The sequence below is a fragment of the Streptomyces sp. NPDC051636 genome, from assembly GCF_044453765.1.
Classification (GTDB): Bacteria; Actinomycetota; Actinomycetes; order Streptomycetales; family Streptomycetaceae; genus Streptomyces.
This window is the reverse complement of record NZ_JBITDA010000020.1, coordinates 125,939-142,710: the sequence shown is the minus strand read 5'-3', so window position 1 is coordinate 142,710 and position 16,772 is coordinate 125,939. Positions and strand designations below refer to the sequence as shown.

At 67.2% G+C, this 16,772-nt stretch carries 12 protein-coding genes and 1 tRNA gene; 2 read left to right on the top strand and 11 right to left on the bottom strand.

Annotated elements, in window-relative coordinates; translation table 11 throughout:
• Positions 1-75: 75 nt before the first annotated feature.
• The gene (locus tag ACIBBH_RS29550) at positions 76-957 is read left to right on the top strand and encodes a hypothetical protein (RefSeq protein ID WP_399409764.1); all 882 of its coding nucleotides are present in this window, start codon (positions 76-78) and stop codon (positions 955-957) included.
• 25 nt (positions 958-982) lie between these two features.
• On the opposite strand, the gene ACIBBH_RS29545 is transcribed toward ACIBBH_RS29550, so the two are convergent.
• The 11 genes from ACIBBH_RS29545 to ACIBBH_RS29495 form a co-directional block, all read right to left on the bottom strand.
• Positions 983-1,672, bottom strand: a complete 690-nt coding sequence (locus ACIBBH_RS29545; protein ID WP_399409762.1) for a hypothetical protein — start codon at positions 1,670-1,672, stop codon at positions 983-985.
• A gap of 169 nt (positions 1,673-1,841) precedes the next feature.
• Entirely contained in the window at positions 1,842-5,741 is a 3,900-nt protein-coding gene (locus tag ACIBBH_RS29540) for a DNA-directed RNA polymerase subunit beta' (protein WP_399409760.1), read from the bottom strand.
• Between the two features lie 97 nt (positions 5,742-5,838).
• Positions 5,839-9,324, bottom strand: a complete 3,486-nt coding sequence (gene rpoB, locus ACIBBH_RS29535; protein WP_399409759.1) for a DNA-directed RNA polymerase subunit beta — start codon at positions 9,322-9,324, stop codon at positions 5,839-5,841.
• Between the two features lie 567 nt (positions 9,325-9,891).
• Positions 9,892-10,278 carry a 50S ribosomal protein L7/L12 gene (rplL, locus tag ACIBBH_RS29530; protein WP_399409757.1) on the bottom strand — a complete coding sequence of 129 codons (387 nt, stop codon included), beginning with the start codon at positions 10,276-10,278 and terminating at the stop codon, positions 9,892-9,894.
• Between the two features lie 117 nt (positions 10,279-10,395).
• Positions 10,396-10,926 (bottom strand): 50S ribosomal protein L10, encoded by a 531-nt coding sequence (rplJ, locus tag ACIBBH_RS29525; protein ID WP_399409756.1) that lies wholly within the window; start codon positions 10,924-10,926, stop codon positions 10,396-10,398.
• Between the two features lie 337 nt (positions 10,927-11,263).
• The gene (locus ACIBBH_RS29520; RefSeq protein ID WP_399409754.1) at positions 11,264-12,181 is read right to left on the bottom strand and encodes a hypothetical protein; all 918 of its coding nucleotides are present in this window, start codon (positions 12,179-12,181) and stop codon (positions 11,264-11,266) included.
• A 165-nt stretch (positions 12,182-12,346) separates the two neighbouring features.
• A complete protein-coding gene (gene rplA, locus ACIBBH_RS29515; RefSeq protein ID WP_399409752.1) occupies positions 12,347-13,072 on the bottom strand; it encodes a 50S ribosomal protein L1 in 726 nt (241 codons plus the stop codon).
• Between the two features lie 99 nt (positions 13,073-13,171).
• Entirely contained in the window at positions 13,172-13,606 is a 435-nt protein-coding gene (rplK, locus tag ACIBBH_RS29510) for a 50S ribosomal protein L11 (RefSeq protein ID WP_023547415.1), read from the bottom strand.
• Positions 13,607-13,777: 171 nt separating this feature from the next.
• Positions 13,778-14,617 (bottom strand): transcription termination/antitermination protein NusG, encoded by an 840-nt coding sequence (nusG, locus tag ACIBBH_RS29505; RefSeq protein WP_399409750.1) that lies wholly within the window; start codon positions 14,615-14,617, stop codon positions 13,778-13,780.
• An 81-nt stretch (positions 14,618-14,698) separates the two neighbouring features.
• Positions 14,699-14,986: a preprotein translocase subunit SecE gene (gene secE / locus ACIBBH_RS29500; RefSeq protein ID WP_399409748.1), complete on the bottom strand. Its 288-nt coding sequence runs from the start codon at positions 14,984-14,986 to the stop codon at positions 14,699-14,701.
• A 106-nt stretch (positions 14,987-15,092) separates the two neighbouring features.
• Positions 15,093-15,165 (bottom strand) — tRNA-Trp (locus ACIBBH_RS29495).
• 260 nt (positions 15,166-15,425) lie between these two features.
• Between ACIBBH_RS29495 and ACIBBH_RS29490 the strand changes: the two genes are divergently transcribed.
• Positions 15,426-16,652, top strand: a complete 1,227-nt coding sequence (locus ACIBBH_RS29490; protein WP_399409746.1) for a pyridoxal phosphate-dependent aminotransferase — start codon at positions 15,426-15,428, stop codon at positions 16,650-16,652.
• Positions 16,653-16,772 lie beyond the last annotated feature (120 nt).

Sequence of the window (16,772 nt, the reverse complement as noted above, 5' to 3'; positions counted from 1 at the left end):
CGACCCGACACACCGCCGCCGCCACCGCCTCCGCCGCCTCCTCCTCCGGCCTCACCTCCGCCCTCGCCTCCGCGTGTGCCGAGGTCGGCCATGTGGGAGAAGGCGGCATACGTCGCGGCACCGGGGACGATCGTCCTCGGGTTGCTCTACTACTTCGGCAGCGTCTACACCCAGGCGTACTACTCCTCCCTGGGCGTTCTTTCCAGCGACCTCCAGCTGTCCGTCCAGAGCATCGTGGCGCAGAGCCCGCAGGCGATCTTTCTCCCCCTGTGCCTGCTGATGGTCTGCGGGCTGGTCGTGCTGCTCGTGCTCGGCAGAGTGGGGCACCTGCTGGCCCTTCCCGAGTACGCGACCAGGCGCCGTAAGGTGACCCGCTGGCTGCTCCGCGCCGGGTTGGGCCTGATGCTGCTGGGCCTCCCCGCCTTCTACTCGGATCAGCTGCTGATCCCGGTGCTCCCCCAAGGCTGGGCGACCGCCTTCGTGCCGCCCCTGGTGATGGGGCTCGGAGCCACGCTGGCCTTCTTCGCCGTCCAGTTGCGCCTCGGCCAGAGCAGGCATGTGAGCAGTCAGCGGGACCGGACCGGCGACCGGCTGTGGCTGGCGGCCGGTGCCCTGCTCATCGGCCTGCTGTCGTTGAGCCTGTTCTACGACATGGCACGGTATGTGAACGAGAGTGGGCGCGGTGCGGCCATCCGGGTGGCGGACGGGGGTTACCGGCGCGCCCCGCAGGTGTTGGTCCACTCGCGGATGCCCCTGCCCACCAATGCCCCCGACATCGTCCTCAGGGACTTCGGTGAGAACCGCGGACCGTTCCGTTACCAGTACCAGGGCTTCCGCATCGTCGCGAAAGCGCCGAACCGCTTCTATCTGGTCTCCTACGCCTCGCGCTACGCGAACCGCGTGATGGTGGTGCTTCCCGACGACGGCAACATCTGGTTGGAGGTCAAGGGCGAGTGAGGGCGAGGCGCCGGGGGAGGTCGCCTCAGCCGGGTGGGGAGGTATCCGTCGTCCCGGGCTCTGTCGTCGTCTCAGGCTCTGTCGTCGTCCCGGGCCCTGTCGTCGTCCCGGGCCCTGTCGTCGTCCCGGGCCCTGTCGTCGTCCCGGGCCCTGTCGTCGTCCCGGGCCCTGTCGTCGTCCCGGGCTCTGTCGTCGGCGGGCTGGAGGAGCCGGTGGTCGAGGTCGACGGCCCGACCGCCTCCCCGGAGAAGGTCGCGGTGACCGTGTCGCCCTGGGACGTCATGGCGGTCAGCCGCACGGTGTACCGGCCCGGTTCCGAGGCGATGTGGCGGAGGACGGCCACACACTGGCCCTTGGGCGGCACTTCGACGTTCTCACAGCCGGTGACCGAGGTCTGCGGACCGGAGCTCCGCCCATAGGGGGCTCCCGCGGCGATCGGTCCGGCGCTGATGTCATGGAAGGTCGTGGACTGATCGTCGTAGGGGTTGACGAAGGCCACCCTGCCGCCCGCCGGCTCGCCCACCTTCGCGGTCGGAAGAGGGATCGCCTCCGCGGAGTCCTCACCCGGAAAGAGGGTGGCCAGCGTGGAACTGACGACCGGCTCGGCCGTCTTTCCGGAGCCGCCCGCCGACTCCCCGAACCGGCACCCCGCCGTCATCGCCAGCGCGGCGATCACGGTTGCCCCGGCAAGGCCACGGGTCGTAGCAGACGTCATGGCGTCGGCACCTCCCATCCGGTCGGATCGGCCCCCAAGCTCGCACACCGGCCGTCAGGAGCCCGCCGGGGCCGCTCCGCTCCCCTCGCGCGATCACTCGAAAGAGCACCCGGACAACGCCGAAGGGCGGCCACCCCGCAGGGTGACCGCCCTTCAAGCGGACGCTCGCTTACTGGTTGTACGGACCGTAGTCGTAGTCCTCCAGCGGAACGGCCTGGCCGGAGCCCGTGCCGAACGGCGAGTAGTCGATGTCGTCGTAGCCGACGGCCGAGTACATCGCGGCCTTGGCCTCCTCGGTCGGCTCCACCCGGATGTTGCGGTAGCGGGACAGGCCCGTACCGGCCGGGATGAGCTTACCGATGATGACGTTCTCCTTGAGGCCGATCAGGGAGTCGGACTTGGCGTTGATCGCCGCGTCCGTGAGGACCCTGGTCGTCTCCTGGAAGGACGCCGCCGACAGCCACGACTCGGTCGCCAGCGAGGCCTTGGTGATACCCATCAGCTGCGGACGGCCGGAGGCCGGGTGACCGCCCTCCTGGACCACACGACGGTTCTCGGTCTCGAACTTCGAGCGCTCGACCAGCTCGCCGGGCAGCAGCTCGGCGTCGCCGGACTCGATGATCGTCACGCGGCGGAGCATCTGCCGGATGATGATCTCGATGTGCTTGTCGTGGATCGACACACCCTGCGAGTTGTACACCTTCTGGACCTCGCCGACCAGGTGGACCTGGACGGCACGCTGGCCCAGAATGCGCAGCACGTCGTGCGGGTTGGTGGCACCCACGGTGAGCTTCTGGCCCACCTCGACGTGCTCGCCCTCGCTGACCAGGAGTCGGGCACGCTTCGAGATCGGGTAGGCCGTCTCGTCGCTGCCGTCGTCCGGCGTGATGACGATCTTCTTGGTCTTCTCGGTCTCCTCGATCCGCACGCGCCCGGAGGCCTCGGAGATCGGGGCGACACCCTTCGGGGTACGGGCCTCGAAGAGCTCGACGACACGCGGCAGACCCTGGGTGATGTCGTCACCGGCCACACCACCGGTGTGGAAGGTACGCATCGTCAGCTGGGTACCGGGCTCACCGATGGACTGGGCGGCGATGATGCCGACCGCCTCACCGATGTCGACCAGCTTGCCGGTGGCCAGCGAACGGCCGTAGCACATCGCGCAGGTACCGACGGCGGACTCGCAGGTCAGGACCGAGCGGGTCTTGACCTCCTCGACGCCACGGCCGACGAGCTCCTCGATGAGGACGTCGCCCAGGTCGGTGCCGGCCGGGGCCAGCACCTGGCCGTCGACCACGATGTCCTCGGCGAGGCAGCGCGCGTACACGGACGTCTCGACGTTCTCCGCCTTGCGCAGGACGCCGTCCGCACCGCGCTCCGCGATCTGCAGCTTGAGGCCGCGCTCGGTGCCGCAGTCCTCCTCGCGGATGATGACGTCCTGGGAGACGTCGACCAGACGACGGGTGAGGTAACCCGAGTCGGCGGTACGCAGGGCGGTGTCCGCCAGACCCTTACGGGCACCGTGCGTGGAGATGAAGTACTCCAGCACGGACAGACCCTCACGGAACGACGCCTTGATGGGCCGCGGGATGGTCTCGTTCTTCGCGTTCGACACCAGACCACGCATACCGGCAATCTGACGCATCTGCATCATGTTGCCTCGTGCACCCGAGTTCACCATCATGAAGATCGGGTTGGTCTTCGGGAAGTTGTCGTTCATCGCCTCGGCGACCTCGTTGGTCGCCTTGGTCCAGATCGCGATGAGCTCCTGCGTGCGCTCGTCCTTGGTGATCAGACCGCGCTCGTACTGCTTCTGGACCATCTCGTCCTGTGCCTCGTAGCCGCGGACGATCTCCTTCTTCGCCTCGGGAACGACGACGTCGGAGATGGCGACGGTCACGCCGGAACGGGTGGCCCAGTAGAAGCCGGCCGCCTTCAGGTTGTCGAGCGTCGCCGCCACGATGACCTTCGGGTAGCGCTCGGCGAGGTCGTTGACGATCTCGGAGAGCTGCTTCTTGCCGACCTCGTAGTCGACGAACGGGTAGTCCTCGGGCAGCAACTCGTTGAAGAGCGCACGGCCGAGCGTGGTCTTCAGACGGAAGCTGTCACCCTGCTGCCACTCCGGCTCGCCCTCCTCGCGGACCGGCGGGGTCCAGCCGCGCGGCGGGATGGTGCCCACCGGGAAGCGGATGTCGACCGGCGCCTGGAGCGAGAGCTCGCCGGCGTCGAACGCCATGATCGCCTCGGCGACGGACGCGAACGAGCGGTCCTCGCCCTTGACGTTGCGGCCCTCGGCGTCGGTGGTGAGGAAGAACAGACCGAGGACCATGTCCTGGGTCGGCATCGTCACCGGACGGCCGTCGGCCGGCTTGAGGATGTTGTTCGAGGACAGCATCAGGATGCGGGCCTCGGCCTGCGCCTCCGCGGACAGCGGCAGGTGCACGGCCATCTGGTCACCGTCGAAGTCCGCGTTGAACGCGGTGCACACGAGCGGGTGGATCTGGATGGCCTTGCCCTCGACCAGCTGCGGCTCGAAGGCCTGGATGCCGAGGCGGTGCAGGGTGGGCGCACGGTTCAGCAGAACCGGGTGCTCGGCGATGACCTCTTCGAGGACGTCGTACACGACCGTACGGCCGCGCTCCACCATGCGCTTGGCGCTCTTGATGTTCTGCGCGTGGTTCAGGTCGACCAGGCGCTTCATCACGAACGGCTTGAAGAGCTCCAGCGCCATCGCCTTGGGCAGACCGCACTGGTGCAGCTTCAGCTGCGGACCGACGACGATCACGGAACGCGCGGAGTAGTCCACACGCTTACCGAGCAGGTTCTGACGGAAACGACCCTGCTTACCCTTCAGCATGTCGCTGAGGGACTTCAGCGGGCGGTTGCCCGGACCGGTGACCGGACGGCCACGACGACCGTTGTCGAAGAGGGCGTCAACGGCCTCCTGAAGCATGCGCTTCTCGTTGTTGACGATGATCTCGGGCGCGCCGAGGTCGAGGAGCCTCTTCAGACGGTTGTTTCGGTTGATCACACGGCGGTACAGGTCGTTCAGGTCGGAGGTCGCGAAGCGGCCACCGTCCAGCTGCACCATCGGACGCAGGTCCGGCGGGATGACCGGCACGCAGTCCAGCACCATGCCCTTGGGGCTGTTGGAGGTCTGCAGGAACGCGGAGACGACCTTCAGGCGCTTGAGCGCACGGGTCTTCTTCTGGCCCTTGCCGGTACGGATGATCTCGCGAAGACGCTCGGCCTCCTCGTCGAGGTCGAAGGACTCCAGGCGCTTCTGCAGCGCCGCGGCACCCATCGAGCCGTCGAAGTACGTGCCGAAGCGGTCCCGCAGCTCGCGGTAGAGCAGCTCGTCGCCCTCGAGGTCCTGGACCTTGAGGTTCTTGAACCGGGTCCACACCTCGTCGAGACGGTCGATCTCGCGCTGCGCACGGTCGCGCAGCTGCTTCATCTCACGCTCGGCGCCCTCGCGCACCTTGCGGCGCACGTCGGCCTTGGCACCCTCGGCCTCCAGCTCGGCCAGGTCGGCCTCGAGCTTCTTGGCGCGGGCCTCCAGGTCGGCGTCGCGGCGGTTCTCGATCTGCTGCCGCTCGACGGAGACGTGCGCCTCCAGGGAGGGCAGGTCGCGGGTGCGGCGCTCCTCGTCAACGTACGTGATCATGTACGCCGCGAAGTAGATGACCTTCTCGAGGTCCTTGGGGGCCAGGTCGAGCAGGTAGCCCAGCCGGCTCGGGACACCCTTGAAGTACCAGATGTGCGTGACGGGCGCGGCGAGCTCGATGTGGCCCATCCGCTCACGGCGCACCTTGGCGCGGGTGACCTCGACGCCACAGCGCTCGCAGATGATGCCCTTGAAGCGGACGCGCTTGTACTTGCCGCAGTAGCACTCCCAGTCCCGGGTCGGGCCGAAGATCTTCTCGCAGAAGAGTCCGTCCTTCTCGGGCTTGAGGGTGCGGTAGTTGATGGTCTCGGGCTTCTTGACCTCGCCGTGGCTCCACTGACGGATGTCGTCAGCGGTGGCCAGGCCGATCCGGAGCTCGTCGAAGAAGTTGACGTCGAGCACTATGCGTCAATCCCTCTCAGGGTCGTAAGTCTGTGGTCTGAAACGGGGGCCTGGGGGTCGGCGGGGCCCTGTGGCTGAGGGTCCCGCCGGACTCCCGTCAGACCTCTTCGACGCTGCTCGGCTCGCGCCGGGACAGGTCGATGCCGAGCTCCTCCGCAGCGCGGAAGACATCCTCGTCGGTGTCACGCATCTCGATGGACATACCGTCGCTGGACAGCACCTCCACGTTCAGGCAGAGCGACTGCATCTCCTTGATGAGCACCTTGAAGGACTCGGGGATGCCGGGCTCGGGGATGTTCTCGCCCTTGACGATGGCCTCGTAGACCTTCACGCGGCCGGTGACGTCGTCGGACTTGATGGTCAGCAGCTCCTGGAGAGCGTAGGCGGCGCCGTAGGCCTCGAGCGCCCACACCTCCATCTCGCCGAAGCGCTGGCCACCGAACTGGGCCTTACCACCCAGCGGCTGCTGGGTGATCATGGAGTAGGGACCGGTCGAGCGGGCGTGCAGCTTGTCGTCGACCAGGTGGTGCAGCTTCAGGATGTACATGTAGCCGACCGAGATCGGGTCCGGGAACGGCTCACCGCTACGGCCGTCGAACAGCCGCGCCTTGCCGGACGGGAGCACCATGCGCTCGCCGTCGCGGTTCGGGATGGTGTGCTGCAGCAGACCCGCGAGCTCGTCCTCGCGCGCACCGTCGAAGACGGGGGTCGCGACGTTCGTGCCCGGGTTGACCTGGTCGGCGCCGATGACCTGCAGGCGCTGGGCCCACTCGTCCGCGAGGCCGGAGACGTCCCAGCCGCGGCTGGCGAGCCAGCCGAGGTGGATCTCCAGGACCTGTCCCGGGTTCATCCGGGACGGCACACCCAGCGGGTTGAGGATGATGTCGACCGGGGTTCCGTCCTCGAGGAACGGCATGTCCTCGATGGGCAGGATCTTCGAGATGACACCCTTGTTGCCGTGCCGGCCGGCGAGCTTGTCACCGTCGGTGATCTTGCGCTTCTGCGCGACGTACACGCGCACCAGCTGGTTCACACCGGGGGGAAGCTCGTCGCCCTCCTCGCGGTCGAAGACGCGCACGCCGATGACCTTGCCGGTCTCGCCGTGCGGCACCTTCAGCGAGGTGTCACGGACCTCACGGGCCTTCTCACCGAAGATCGCGCGCAGCAGGCGCTCCTCCGGCGTCAGCTCGGTCTCACCCTTCGGGGTCACCTTGCCGACGAGGATGTCACCGGCGATGACCTCGGCACCGATACGGATGATGCCGCGCTCGTCGAGGTCGGCGAGGACCTCCTCGGAGACGTTCGGGATGTCCCGGGTGATCTCCTCGGGACCGAGCTTGGTGTCACGGGCGTCGACCTCGTGCTCCTCGATGTGGATCGAGGAGAGGACGTCGTCCTGCACGAGGCGCTGCGACAGGATGATCGCGTCCTCGTAGTTGTGACCCTCCCACGGCATGAACGCCACGAGCAGGTTCTTGCCGAGCGCCATCTCACCGTTCTGGGTGGCCGGACCGTCGGCGAGCACCTGGCCCTCGATGATCCGGTCGCCCTCGTTGACGATGACCTTCTGGTTGACCGAGGTGCCCTGGTTGGAGCGGGCGAACTTGGCCAGGCGGTACGTGATGTACGTGCCGTCGTCGTTGGCGGTGGTGATGTAGTCCGCGGAGACCTCCTGGACCACACCGGCCTTCTCGGCCTTGACGACGTCGCCGGCGTCGACGGCGGAGCGGTACTCCATGCCGGTACCGACGAGCGGGGCCTCCGACTTAATCAGCGGAACGGCCTGGCGCATCATGTTCGCGCCCATCAGGGCACGGTTGGCGTCGTCGTGCTCGAGGAAGGGGATCATGGCGGTCGCGACCGACACCATCTGGCGCGGCGAGACGTCCATGTAGTCCACGTCGTCACCGGCGACGTAGTCGACCTCGCCGCCACGGCGGCGGACGAGCACGCGGGCCTCGGCGAAGCGGAGGTCGTCCGTCAGCGTGGCGTTGGCCTGCGCGATGACGAAGCGGTCCTCCTCGTCGGCGGTCAGGTAGTCCACCTCGTCGGTGACCTGGCCGTCGACGACCTTGCGGTACGGGGTCTCGACGAAACCGAACGCGTTCACCCGGCCGTAGGAGGCCAGCGAACCGATCAGACCGATGTTGGGACCCTCGGGCGTCTCGATCGGGCACATACGGCCGTAGTGAGACGGGTGCACGTCACGGACCTCGAAGCCGGCCCGCTCACGGGAGAGACCACCCGGGCCAAGAGCCGACAGACGGCGCTTGTGGGTGAGACCCGACAGCGGGTTGTTCTGGTCCATGAACTGCGACAGCTGGCTGGTGCCGAAGAACTCCTTGATGGAGGCGACGACCGGCCGGATGTTGATCAGGGTCTGCGGCGTGATCGCCTCGACGTCCTGGGTCGTCATGCGCTCGCGGACGACGCGCTCCATACGCGCCAGACCCGTACGGACCTGGTTCTGGATGAGCTCGCCGACGCTGCGCAGGCGACGGTTGCCGAAGTGGTCGATGTCGTCGGTCTCGACGACGATCGTCTCGCCGCTGTCGCCGACCGTCTCGGTCTCGCCGGCGTGCAGCTTCACCAGGTACTTGATCGTCGAGATGATGTCCTCGACGGTCAGGATGCCCGCGTCGAGCGGAGCGTCCGCACCCAGCTTCTTGTTGACCTTGTAGCGGCCGACCTTGGCGAGGTCGTAGCGCTTGGGGTTGAAGTAGAGGTTCTCGAGCAGCGTCTGCGCGGCCTCACGCGTGGGGGGCTCGCCCGGGCGCAGCTTGCGGTAGATGTCGAGCAGCGCGTCGTCCTGGCCCTGGGTGTGGTCCTTCTCCAGGGTGGCGCGCATCGACTCGTAGTCGCCGAACTCCTCGAGGATCTGCTCGGTCGTCCAGCCGAGCGCCTTCAGCAGGACGGTGACGGACTGCTTGCGCTTGCGGTCGATGCGGACACCGACCATGTCACGCTTGTCGATCTCCATCTCCAGCCAGGCACCCCGGGACGGGATGATCTTGGCGGAGAAGATGTCCTTGTCGGACGTCTTGTCGATGCTGGAGTCGAAGTAGACACCCGGCGAACGGACCAGCTGCGACACCACGACACGCTCGGTGCCGTTGATGACGAAGGTGCCCTTGTTCGTCATGAGCGGGAAGTCGCCCATGAAGACGGTCTGGGACTTGATCTCGCCGGTCTCGTTGTTGGTGAACTCGGCCGTCACGAAGAGGGGCGCGGCGTACGTGAAGTCGCGCTCCTTGCACTCGTCGATCGAGTTCTTCGGCGGCTCGAAGCGGTGGTCACGGAAGGTCAGCGACATCGACCCGGAGAAGTCCTCGATCGGGGAGATCTCCTCGAAGATCTCCTCGAGGCCGGACTTGGTGGGGACGTCCTGACCGTTCTCGAGAGCCTCCTCGACGCGAGCCTTCCATGCATCGTTGCCGAGCAGCCAGTCGAAGCTCTCGGTTTGCAGCGCGAGAAGGTTCGGAACCTCGAGGGGCTCCTTGATTTTTGCAAAAGAGATGCGCAGCGGGGCGGTGCTGGCGCCGTTGTTCGTATTCGCGGTCGAGGCGTTGCGCGAGGCGGCCAAGAGGGGGTCCTTCCGAGGGCTCGGACTCACTACGCGCGTACCGGCCCCTCTCCCGCGCATAGAGACAGAAGTCCCAGGTCAGGGAACGTTCGTCGTCGATGCTCGAGTGAGGGCAGACCCCTGGTGACGGGCAGGGGACAGCTAACAGGCAGCGCAAAGGGTCAGTGTAGCCACTTGGCACACTGATGTCCAGTGCGGGTTTGTCGAGACCCTCGCTGTGCTCACCGCTCTTCTCAACGCCCTCGGCATGCTGCCCTCAACGCACGTTGATACTGCCCTCTTCGCCGTCGATCCATGCCTCGGATTCGGATCCTTGTGACGACGCGTCCTGAGAATTGCGCGCTGCGTGCGGTTCGTCAAGGCCCCCCTGGCCCGAACCGGGTGCCCGGGGACACGACGAAGATCACCATACCCCTCACCATCACAGGCGCAAGGCAACCGTGGCCGGACCCCGGGAACGCCGAAGAGCGACCACCCGGATGGATGATCGCTCCTCGGTGCGTGACCGTTACAGCCCCGAGGGGACCGTTTCAGCCATCGCGTGGGTCCTGCTCGACCCGTATGGCCTTACTTGACCTCGACGGAGGCGCCGGCGCCCTTGAGGGCCTCGGCGGCCTTCTCCGCGGCGTCCTTGGCGACCTTCTCGAGAACGGGCTTCGGGGCGCCGTCCACGAGGTCCTTGGCCTCCTTCAGACCCAGGGAGGTCAGCTCACGCACGACCTTGATGACCTGGATCTTCTTGTCGCCGGCGCCGGTGAGGACGACGTCGAACTCGTCCTTCTCCTCCTCGGCCTCGGCGGCCGGGGCGCCCGGGGCGCCGGCGGCGGCCACGGCGACCGGGGCGGCGGCGGTGACGTCGAACTTCTCCTCGAAGGCCTTCACGAACTCGGAGAGCTCGATGAGGGTCATCTCCTCGAACTGCGCGAGCAGGTCTTCCTGGCTGAGCTTCGCCATGATGGGCGATCCTTCCACTAATTCGGCTGGTGCCGGATGTACATGAGTGGCGGGCGTACGTTGGCCCGCTGTGACCTCTGCCGCCCGGGGGCGGCCGGGGTCAGAAAGCGAGCCGAATTACTCGGCACCGCCCTGCTCGGCCTGCTTGGCGCGAAGCGCGTCCACGGTGCGGACGAGCTTCGACGGGAGCGCCTGGAAGAGCGCGGCAGCCTGGGACTGCTTGGCCTTCATGGCGCCCGCCAGCTTGGCGAGCAGAACCTCGCGGGACTCGAGGTCCGCAAGCTTCTTGATCTCGTCGGCGGACAGCGCCTTGCCGTCAAGGACACCGCCCTTGATGACGAGATTCGGGTTGTCCTTGGCGAAGTCACGGAGACCCTTCGCCGACTCCACCGGGTCACCGGTGATGAAGGCGACAGCCGTCGGACCATTGAACTGGTCGTCCAGCGTCGTGATCCCGGCCTCGTTGGCCGCAATCTTGGTCAGCGTGTTCTTCACCACGGCGTACTGGGCGTTCTCACCGAGCGACCGGCGCAGGTTCTTGAGCTGCGCCACGGTGAGACCGCGGTACTCGGTCAGCACGGCAGCGTTCGAGTTGCGGAACTTGTCCGTCAGCTCGGCAACCGCGGCAGCCTTGTCGGGCCTCGCCATAGAGCCTCGGCCTCCTTCCGGGTGATTCGGACCGCGCGGACCCGAAGGAGGACTGGGGAAAACGAAACGCCCCGGCGCAGGCGCACGGGGCGGACTCGACCGGTCGCACGCGCGAGGACGCGCCTGCTCCGGGAGTTCTTCCACTGTCACCTGCGCGGGTCGCCCGCATTTTCAGCGGATCCTTCGGCCACCGCGCCCTCATTCGAGCGCACGGCAACGACCAGCGGTCTTTGGCTTCTGTAGGAGAGTACGTGAACGGGTCGCGGTCAGGCAAATCCGTCCGTTCGGCCGGAGGCCGGCCGGGTTCCGGCCGGCCTCGTCCCGCAGTTTCCCGATGTCAGGAGGTGGTGCCGGTGCCGCCCGACACGGTTCCGCTGGACTTCATCAGGTCCTTGAAGTCCTTGGTGTCACTGGCCGGGGGCTCCTGGGCGGAGACCTTCACGCCGTAGTCGGTGTAGTACGCCGTGCTGGTCATCGCGCCGTTCGCCGTGTCGGCCTTCTCGATCTTCTTGACCAGCAGGTCCTGGTCGTTGATCCAGATGTCGACGGTGTCCGTGGTGACGCCGGCCTGGTCGAGCTGCTTCTTCAGGTCGGCGAGCTGGGAGGCGCTGAGGTTGCTGCTCTTGTCGGCGAGGTCGGCGACGTTCACCGTGCCCGAGTAGTGCGTGGTGTGCACCCCGGACACCTTCTCCTCGCCGACCTTCTTCACGTCGCCGGAGGCCAGCAGCATCTTCACCGACTGGTTCGGCGTGGTGTTCTGCATCTGGTCCTTGAGGTACGCGCCCGAGCCGCCGGCCAGCTTGGCGAGGTCGTCGTACGCGTACTTGATCCAGTGCTTGCCGCCCGTCTGCTCGGCGAACTTCTCGCTCATCTTCGCGTAGTAGGCGTCCGGCAGATAGCGGGCCTCCATCGACGTCGAGCCCAGCTGGCGCATCGCGTCGGCCATCTGGCCGCCGGTGTACGTGATGGTGAGGTTGCCCCGCAGGCCGTCGCCCCAGGCGAGGGCGCCGTCCGCCGTCATGGACATCGCGTCGCCGACGGTCGTGCTGGAGCGGACCTTGGCCGACTCGGCCCGGTCGGTGGACTTCTCGGCCGAGCGCAGGGCGGCTATGGGGCTGACGTGCGTGACGCTCTTCCCGCCTGCCTTGTCACCCTTCCCCGAGCCGCCGTCGGAGGAGCCGCAGGCGGCCACTCCCGTCAGCGCGGTCACCACCGCTATGGAAAGGGTCACGCGGCGCGCGGTCGTGCTCTTCATCTCGTCCCACCCCTATGCGAGTTGTGTGCCTGCACCGTAACCCAGGCCACTGACAGTCACGCGAAAGGTCGCGCAAAGAAAGGACGGGCCCCGCACCTCGAAAGGTTGCGGGGCCCGTCCCTTTTTGTCGCGTCCTTGACGCGGCTACCGGGGTGAGCGCGGGGCTCAGACGGCGGCCGGGTCCTCCTCGACGAGGAGGTTGCGGGTGCGGTTCGGGTCGACCGGGATGCCGGGGCCCATCGTGGTGGTGATGGCGGCCTTCTTGATGTAGCGACCCTTGGCGGCGGACGGCTTCAGACGGAGGATCTCCTCCAGCGCGGCGCCGTAGTTCTCCACCAGCTTGCTGTCGTCGAACGACGTCTTGCCGATGATGAAGTGCAGGTTCGAGTGCTTGTCGACGCGGAACTCGATCTTGCCGCCCTTGATCTCGGTCACGGCCTTGGCCACGTCCGGGGTCACGGTGCCGGTCTTCGGGTTCGGCATCAGACCACGCGGGCCGAGGACGCGGCCGAGGCGGCCGACCTTGCCCATGAGGTCCGGGGTGGCGACGACGGCGTCGAAGTCCAGACGCCCCTTCGACACCTCGTCGATCAGCTCGTCGGCACCGACGATGTCGGCGCCCGCGGCACGCGCGGCCTCGGCACGGTCGCCGGTCGCGAAGACCAGGACCCGGGCGGTCTTACCGGTGCCGTGCGGAAGGTTCACGGTGCCACGGACCATCTGGTCGGCCTTGCGCGGGTCGACACCCAGACGGAAGGCGACCTCGACGGTGCCGTCGAACTTGGTCGTGGAGGTCTCCTTGGCGAGACGGACGGCCTCGAGCGGGGCGTACAGCTTCTCCCGGTCGACCTTGGCGTCCGCAGCGCGGAGAGCCTTGCTGCGCTTGCTCACAACTTGCTCCTGTGTGTTCTGAAAGGAGTCGTGGTCCACGGGCCGAGCAGGCCCTGCCACGTGCGGCCTTCTTCGGCCGCATTACTACGGGGTGGGGGTTCAGCCCTCGACCGTGACGCCCATGGAACGGGCGGTGCCGGCGATGATCTTCGCGGCGGCGTCCAGGTCGTTCGCGTTGAGGTCGGGCATCTTCGTCTGGGCGATCTCGCGGACCTGCGCCTCGGTGATCTTGGCGACCTTGGTCTTGTGCGGCTCGCCGGAGCCCTTCTCGATACCCGCGGCCTTGAGGATCATCTTCGCGGCCGGCGGAGTCTTGGTCACGAAGGTGAAGGAACGGTCCTCGTAGACCGTGATCTCCACCGGGATGACCCAACCGCGCTGCGACTCGGTCGCGGCGTTGTAGGCCTTGCAGAACTCCATGATGTTGACGCCGTGCTGACCCAGCGCCGGGCCGACCGGCGGGGCCGGGTTGGCTGCGCCGGCCTGGATCTGGAGCTTGATGAGCCCCGTGACCTTCTTCTTCTTGGGAGGCATTGCTCTCTCCGGGTCCTTAGTGAGAGTTTTCCGCCGTCCGATCCGGATCATCCGGATGGAGGCATACCGCACAACGATAACGGGTATCCATGTGCGGCTAAAAACCGAGCAGGTCAGACAGGCCGTAGCAGCCCGCCTGACCTGGTCGGAAGTATTCGGTCCGAAAGAACGTCAGTTCTTCTGGATCTGGTCGAAGGACAGCTCGACCGGCGTCTCGCGGCCGAAGATCTCCACCAGGCCCTTGACCTTCTTGGAGTCGGGGTTGATCTCGTTGATGGTGGCCTGGAGCGTGGCGAACGGGCCGTCGGTGACGGTGACCGAGTCGCCGACCTCGAAGTCCAGGACCTGGACCTCGACCTTGCGCTGCGGGGCCGGCTTGCCCTCGGCCTCGGCGGCCTCGCGGGCGGCCTTCTCCTCGGCCTCCGGGGCGAGCATCTTGACGATCTCGTCCAGGGTCAGCGGGTACGGGTCGTAGGCGTTGCCGACGAAGCCGGTGACGCCGGGGGTGTTGCGGACGACACCCCAGGACTCGTTGGTCAGGTCCATGCGGACCAGGACGTAACCCGGCAGCTTGTTCTGCTTGATCGTCTTGCGGTCGCCGTTCTTGATCTGGACGACCTCTTCCTGCGGCACCTCGGCCTGGAAGATGTAGTCCTCGACGTTCAGCGAGACGGCGCGCTGCTCCAGGTTGGTCTTCACGCGGTTCTCGTAACCGGCGTAGGTGTGGATGACGTACCACTCGCCGGGCAGGGAGCGCAGTTCCTCGCGGAGGGCCTCGACGGGGTCCACGGGCTCGGCCGGCTCTTCCTCGGCGGCCTCGGCGACCGGGGCTTCCTCGTCGTCCTGCTCGTCCTCGTCCTCGACGTGCAGCGCGGCCTCCTCGGCCGCCTCCCCCGCCTCGGCCTCGGCAGCCTCGAACTCGTCCTGCTCGTCCGCGCCCTCGACGATGTCGAGCTCGTCATCCACGGACGCATCCGGCTCGATGGCGTCGTTCAGGTTCGGGTCAGACACGGTGGCTGCTTCTTCCTGGATACATAGGGGTGGAACATGCGAAAACGGGCGCCGGTAACCACGGCGCCCTTCGCTCTTGGCTCAGCCGAAAACGTACTTGGCCGCGTGGTTGAGCCCATAGTCAATCACGGTCACCAGAGCGATCATGATGGCGACGAAGAAGATCACCACAGTGGTGTACGACGTCAGCTGGTTGCGCGTCGGCCAGACGACCTTGCGGAGTTCCGCGATGATCTGGCGGTAGAAGATCCCAAGACGCTTCAGCGGGCCCTTCTTGGCGCGCTTGCCGCCCTTGCGGGCCTTCTTCCTGGACTCCTGCACCTCGTCCTGGGCGTCAGGCGTGTCGATGGAGCCCACGGCGTCCGTCATTCGTCCTCACCTGATCCCGGGTCGTGGCCGTGCCGCGCCCGGTTCTGAGCCGCACGGCGGTGCATTGCTGTACGTACAAGCGCACACATCCTGGCGGTGTGTGTAGCAGGGCCGGAGGGACTTGAACCCCCAACCGCTGGTTTTGGAGACCAGTGCTCTACCAATTGAGCTACGACCCTTTGCGTGTCCCCCAACGTACCGCATCCGACCGGGTGCTCGGTGTGCACCGGTTGGGGCACGGCTGCTGAAGGCCAACGAGGTGAGAGTGTACGTGGTTGCGGGCCCGGCGTCGAACAGAAAGTGCCCGCACGGGCCGCCGGGCGGAAGATCGTCCTGGCCGGGGCCCAGATTCGGACCCTTGTTCACGACTCGGCCCGATGCTGTTCAGTGGGTGAAACCCCGGTGCCGGGCAGGTTTCCGGTCTGAAACGATGGGCCCCATGAGCGCTGCAATCCCTCCCACCGAGCGCCGGGTCTCCGCCCGAGTCGGCGCGATCTCCGAGTCCGCCACCCTCGCCGTGGACGCCAAGGCCAAGGCCCTCAAGGCCGCCGGGCGTCCGGTGATCGGCTTCGGCGCCGGCGAGCCCGACTTCCCGACCCCGGACTACATCGTCGAGGCCGCGATCGAGGCCTGCAAGAACCCGAAGTACCACCGGTACACCCCGGCCGGCGGTCTGCCCGAGCTGAAGGCCGCGATCGCCGCGAAGACGCTGCGCGACTCCGGCTACGAGGTCGACCCGTCGCAGATCCTGGTCACCAACGGCGGCAAGCAGGCCATCTACGAGGCCTTCGCCGCGATCCTCGACCCGGGCGACGAGGTCATCGTCCCGGCGCCGTACTGGACGACCTACCCGGAGTCGATCCGGCTGGCCGGCGGTGTCCCGGTGGAGGTCGTCGCGGACGAGACGACCGGCTACCGGGTCAGCGTGGAGCAGCTGGAGGCGGCCCGCACGGAGAAGACGAAGGTCGTCCTCTTCGTCTCCCCCTCCAACCCGACCGGCGCGGTCTACAGCGCCGAGCAGGCCGAGGCGATCGGCCGCTGGGCGGTCGAGCACGGCCTGTGGGTGCTGACGGACGAGATCTACGAGCACCTCGTCTACGGCGACGCGAAGTTCACCTCGCTGCCCGCGATCCTGCCCGAGCTGCGCGACAAGTGCATCGTGGTCAACGGCGTCGCGAAGACCTACGCCATGACGGGCTGGCGCGTGGGCTGGGTCATCGGCCCGAAGGACGTGGTGAAGGCCGCGACGAACCTGCAGTCGCACGCCACGTCGAACGTCTCGAACGTGGCCCAGGTCGCGGCCCTGGCCGCCGTCTCCGGCGACCTGTCGGCCGTCGAGAAGATGCGCGAGGCCTTCGACCGGCGCCGCAGGACCATCGTGCGGATGCTCAACGAGATCGACGGTGTGCTCTGCCCGGAGCCGGAGGGCGCCTTCTACGCGTACCCGTCGGTGAAGGCCCTGCTCGGCAAGGAGATCCGCGGCAAGCGCCCGCAGAACACGGTGGAGCTGGCCGCGCTGATCCTGGAGGAGGCCGAGGTCGCGGTGGTCCCGGGCGAGGCCTTCGGCACCCCCGGCTACCTGCGGCTGTCGTACGCGCTCGGGGACGAGGACCTGATCGAGGGCGTGAGCCGGATGCAGAAGCTGCTGGCGGGGGCGCGGGACTGACGCCGGCGTCTTCGTGCTTCACGCGCGCGTGCGGGCCGTTTCCCCTCGGGGAGGCGGCCCGCTGGTCTGTGCGAGCAAGACCACGAAAGGGGAAACGGCTACCGGTACGCCGGGGACGTA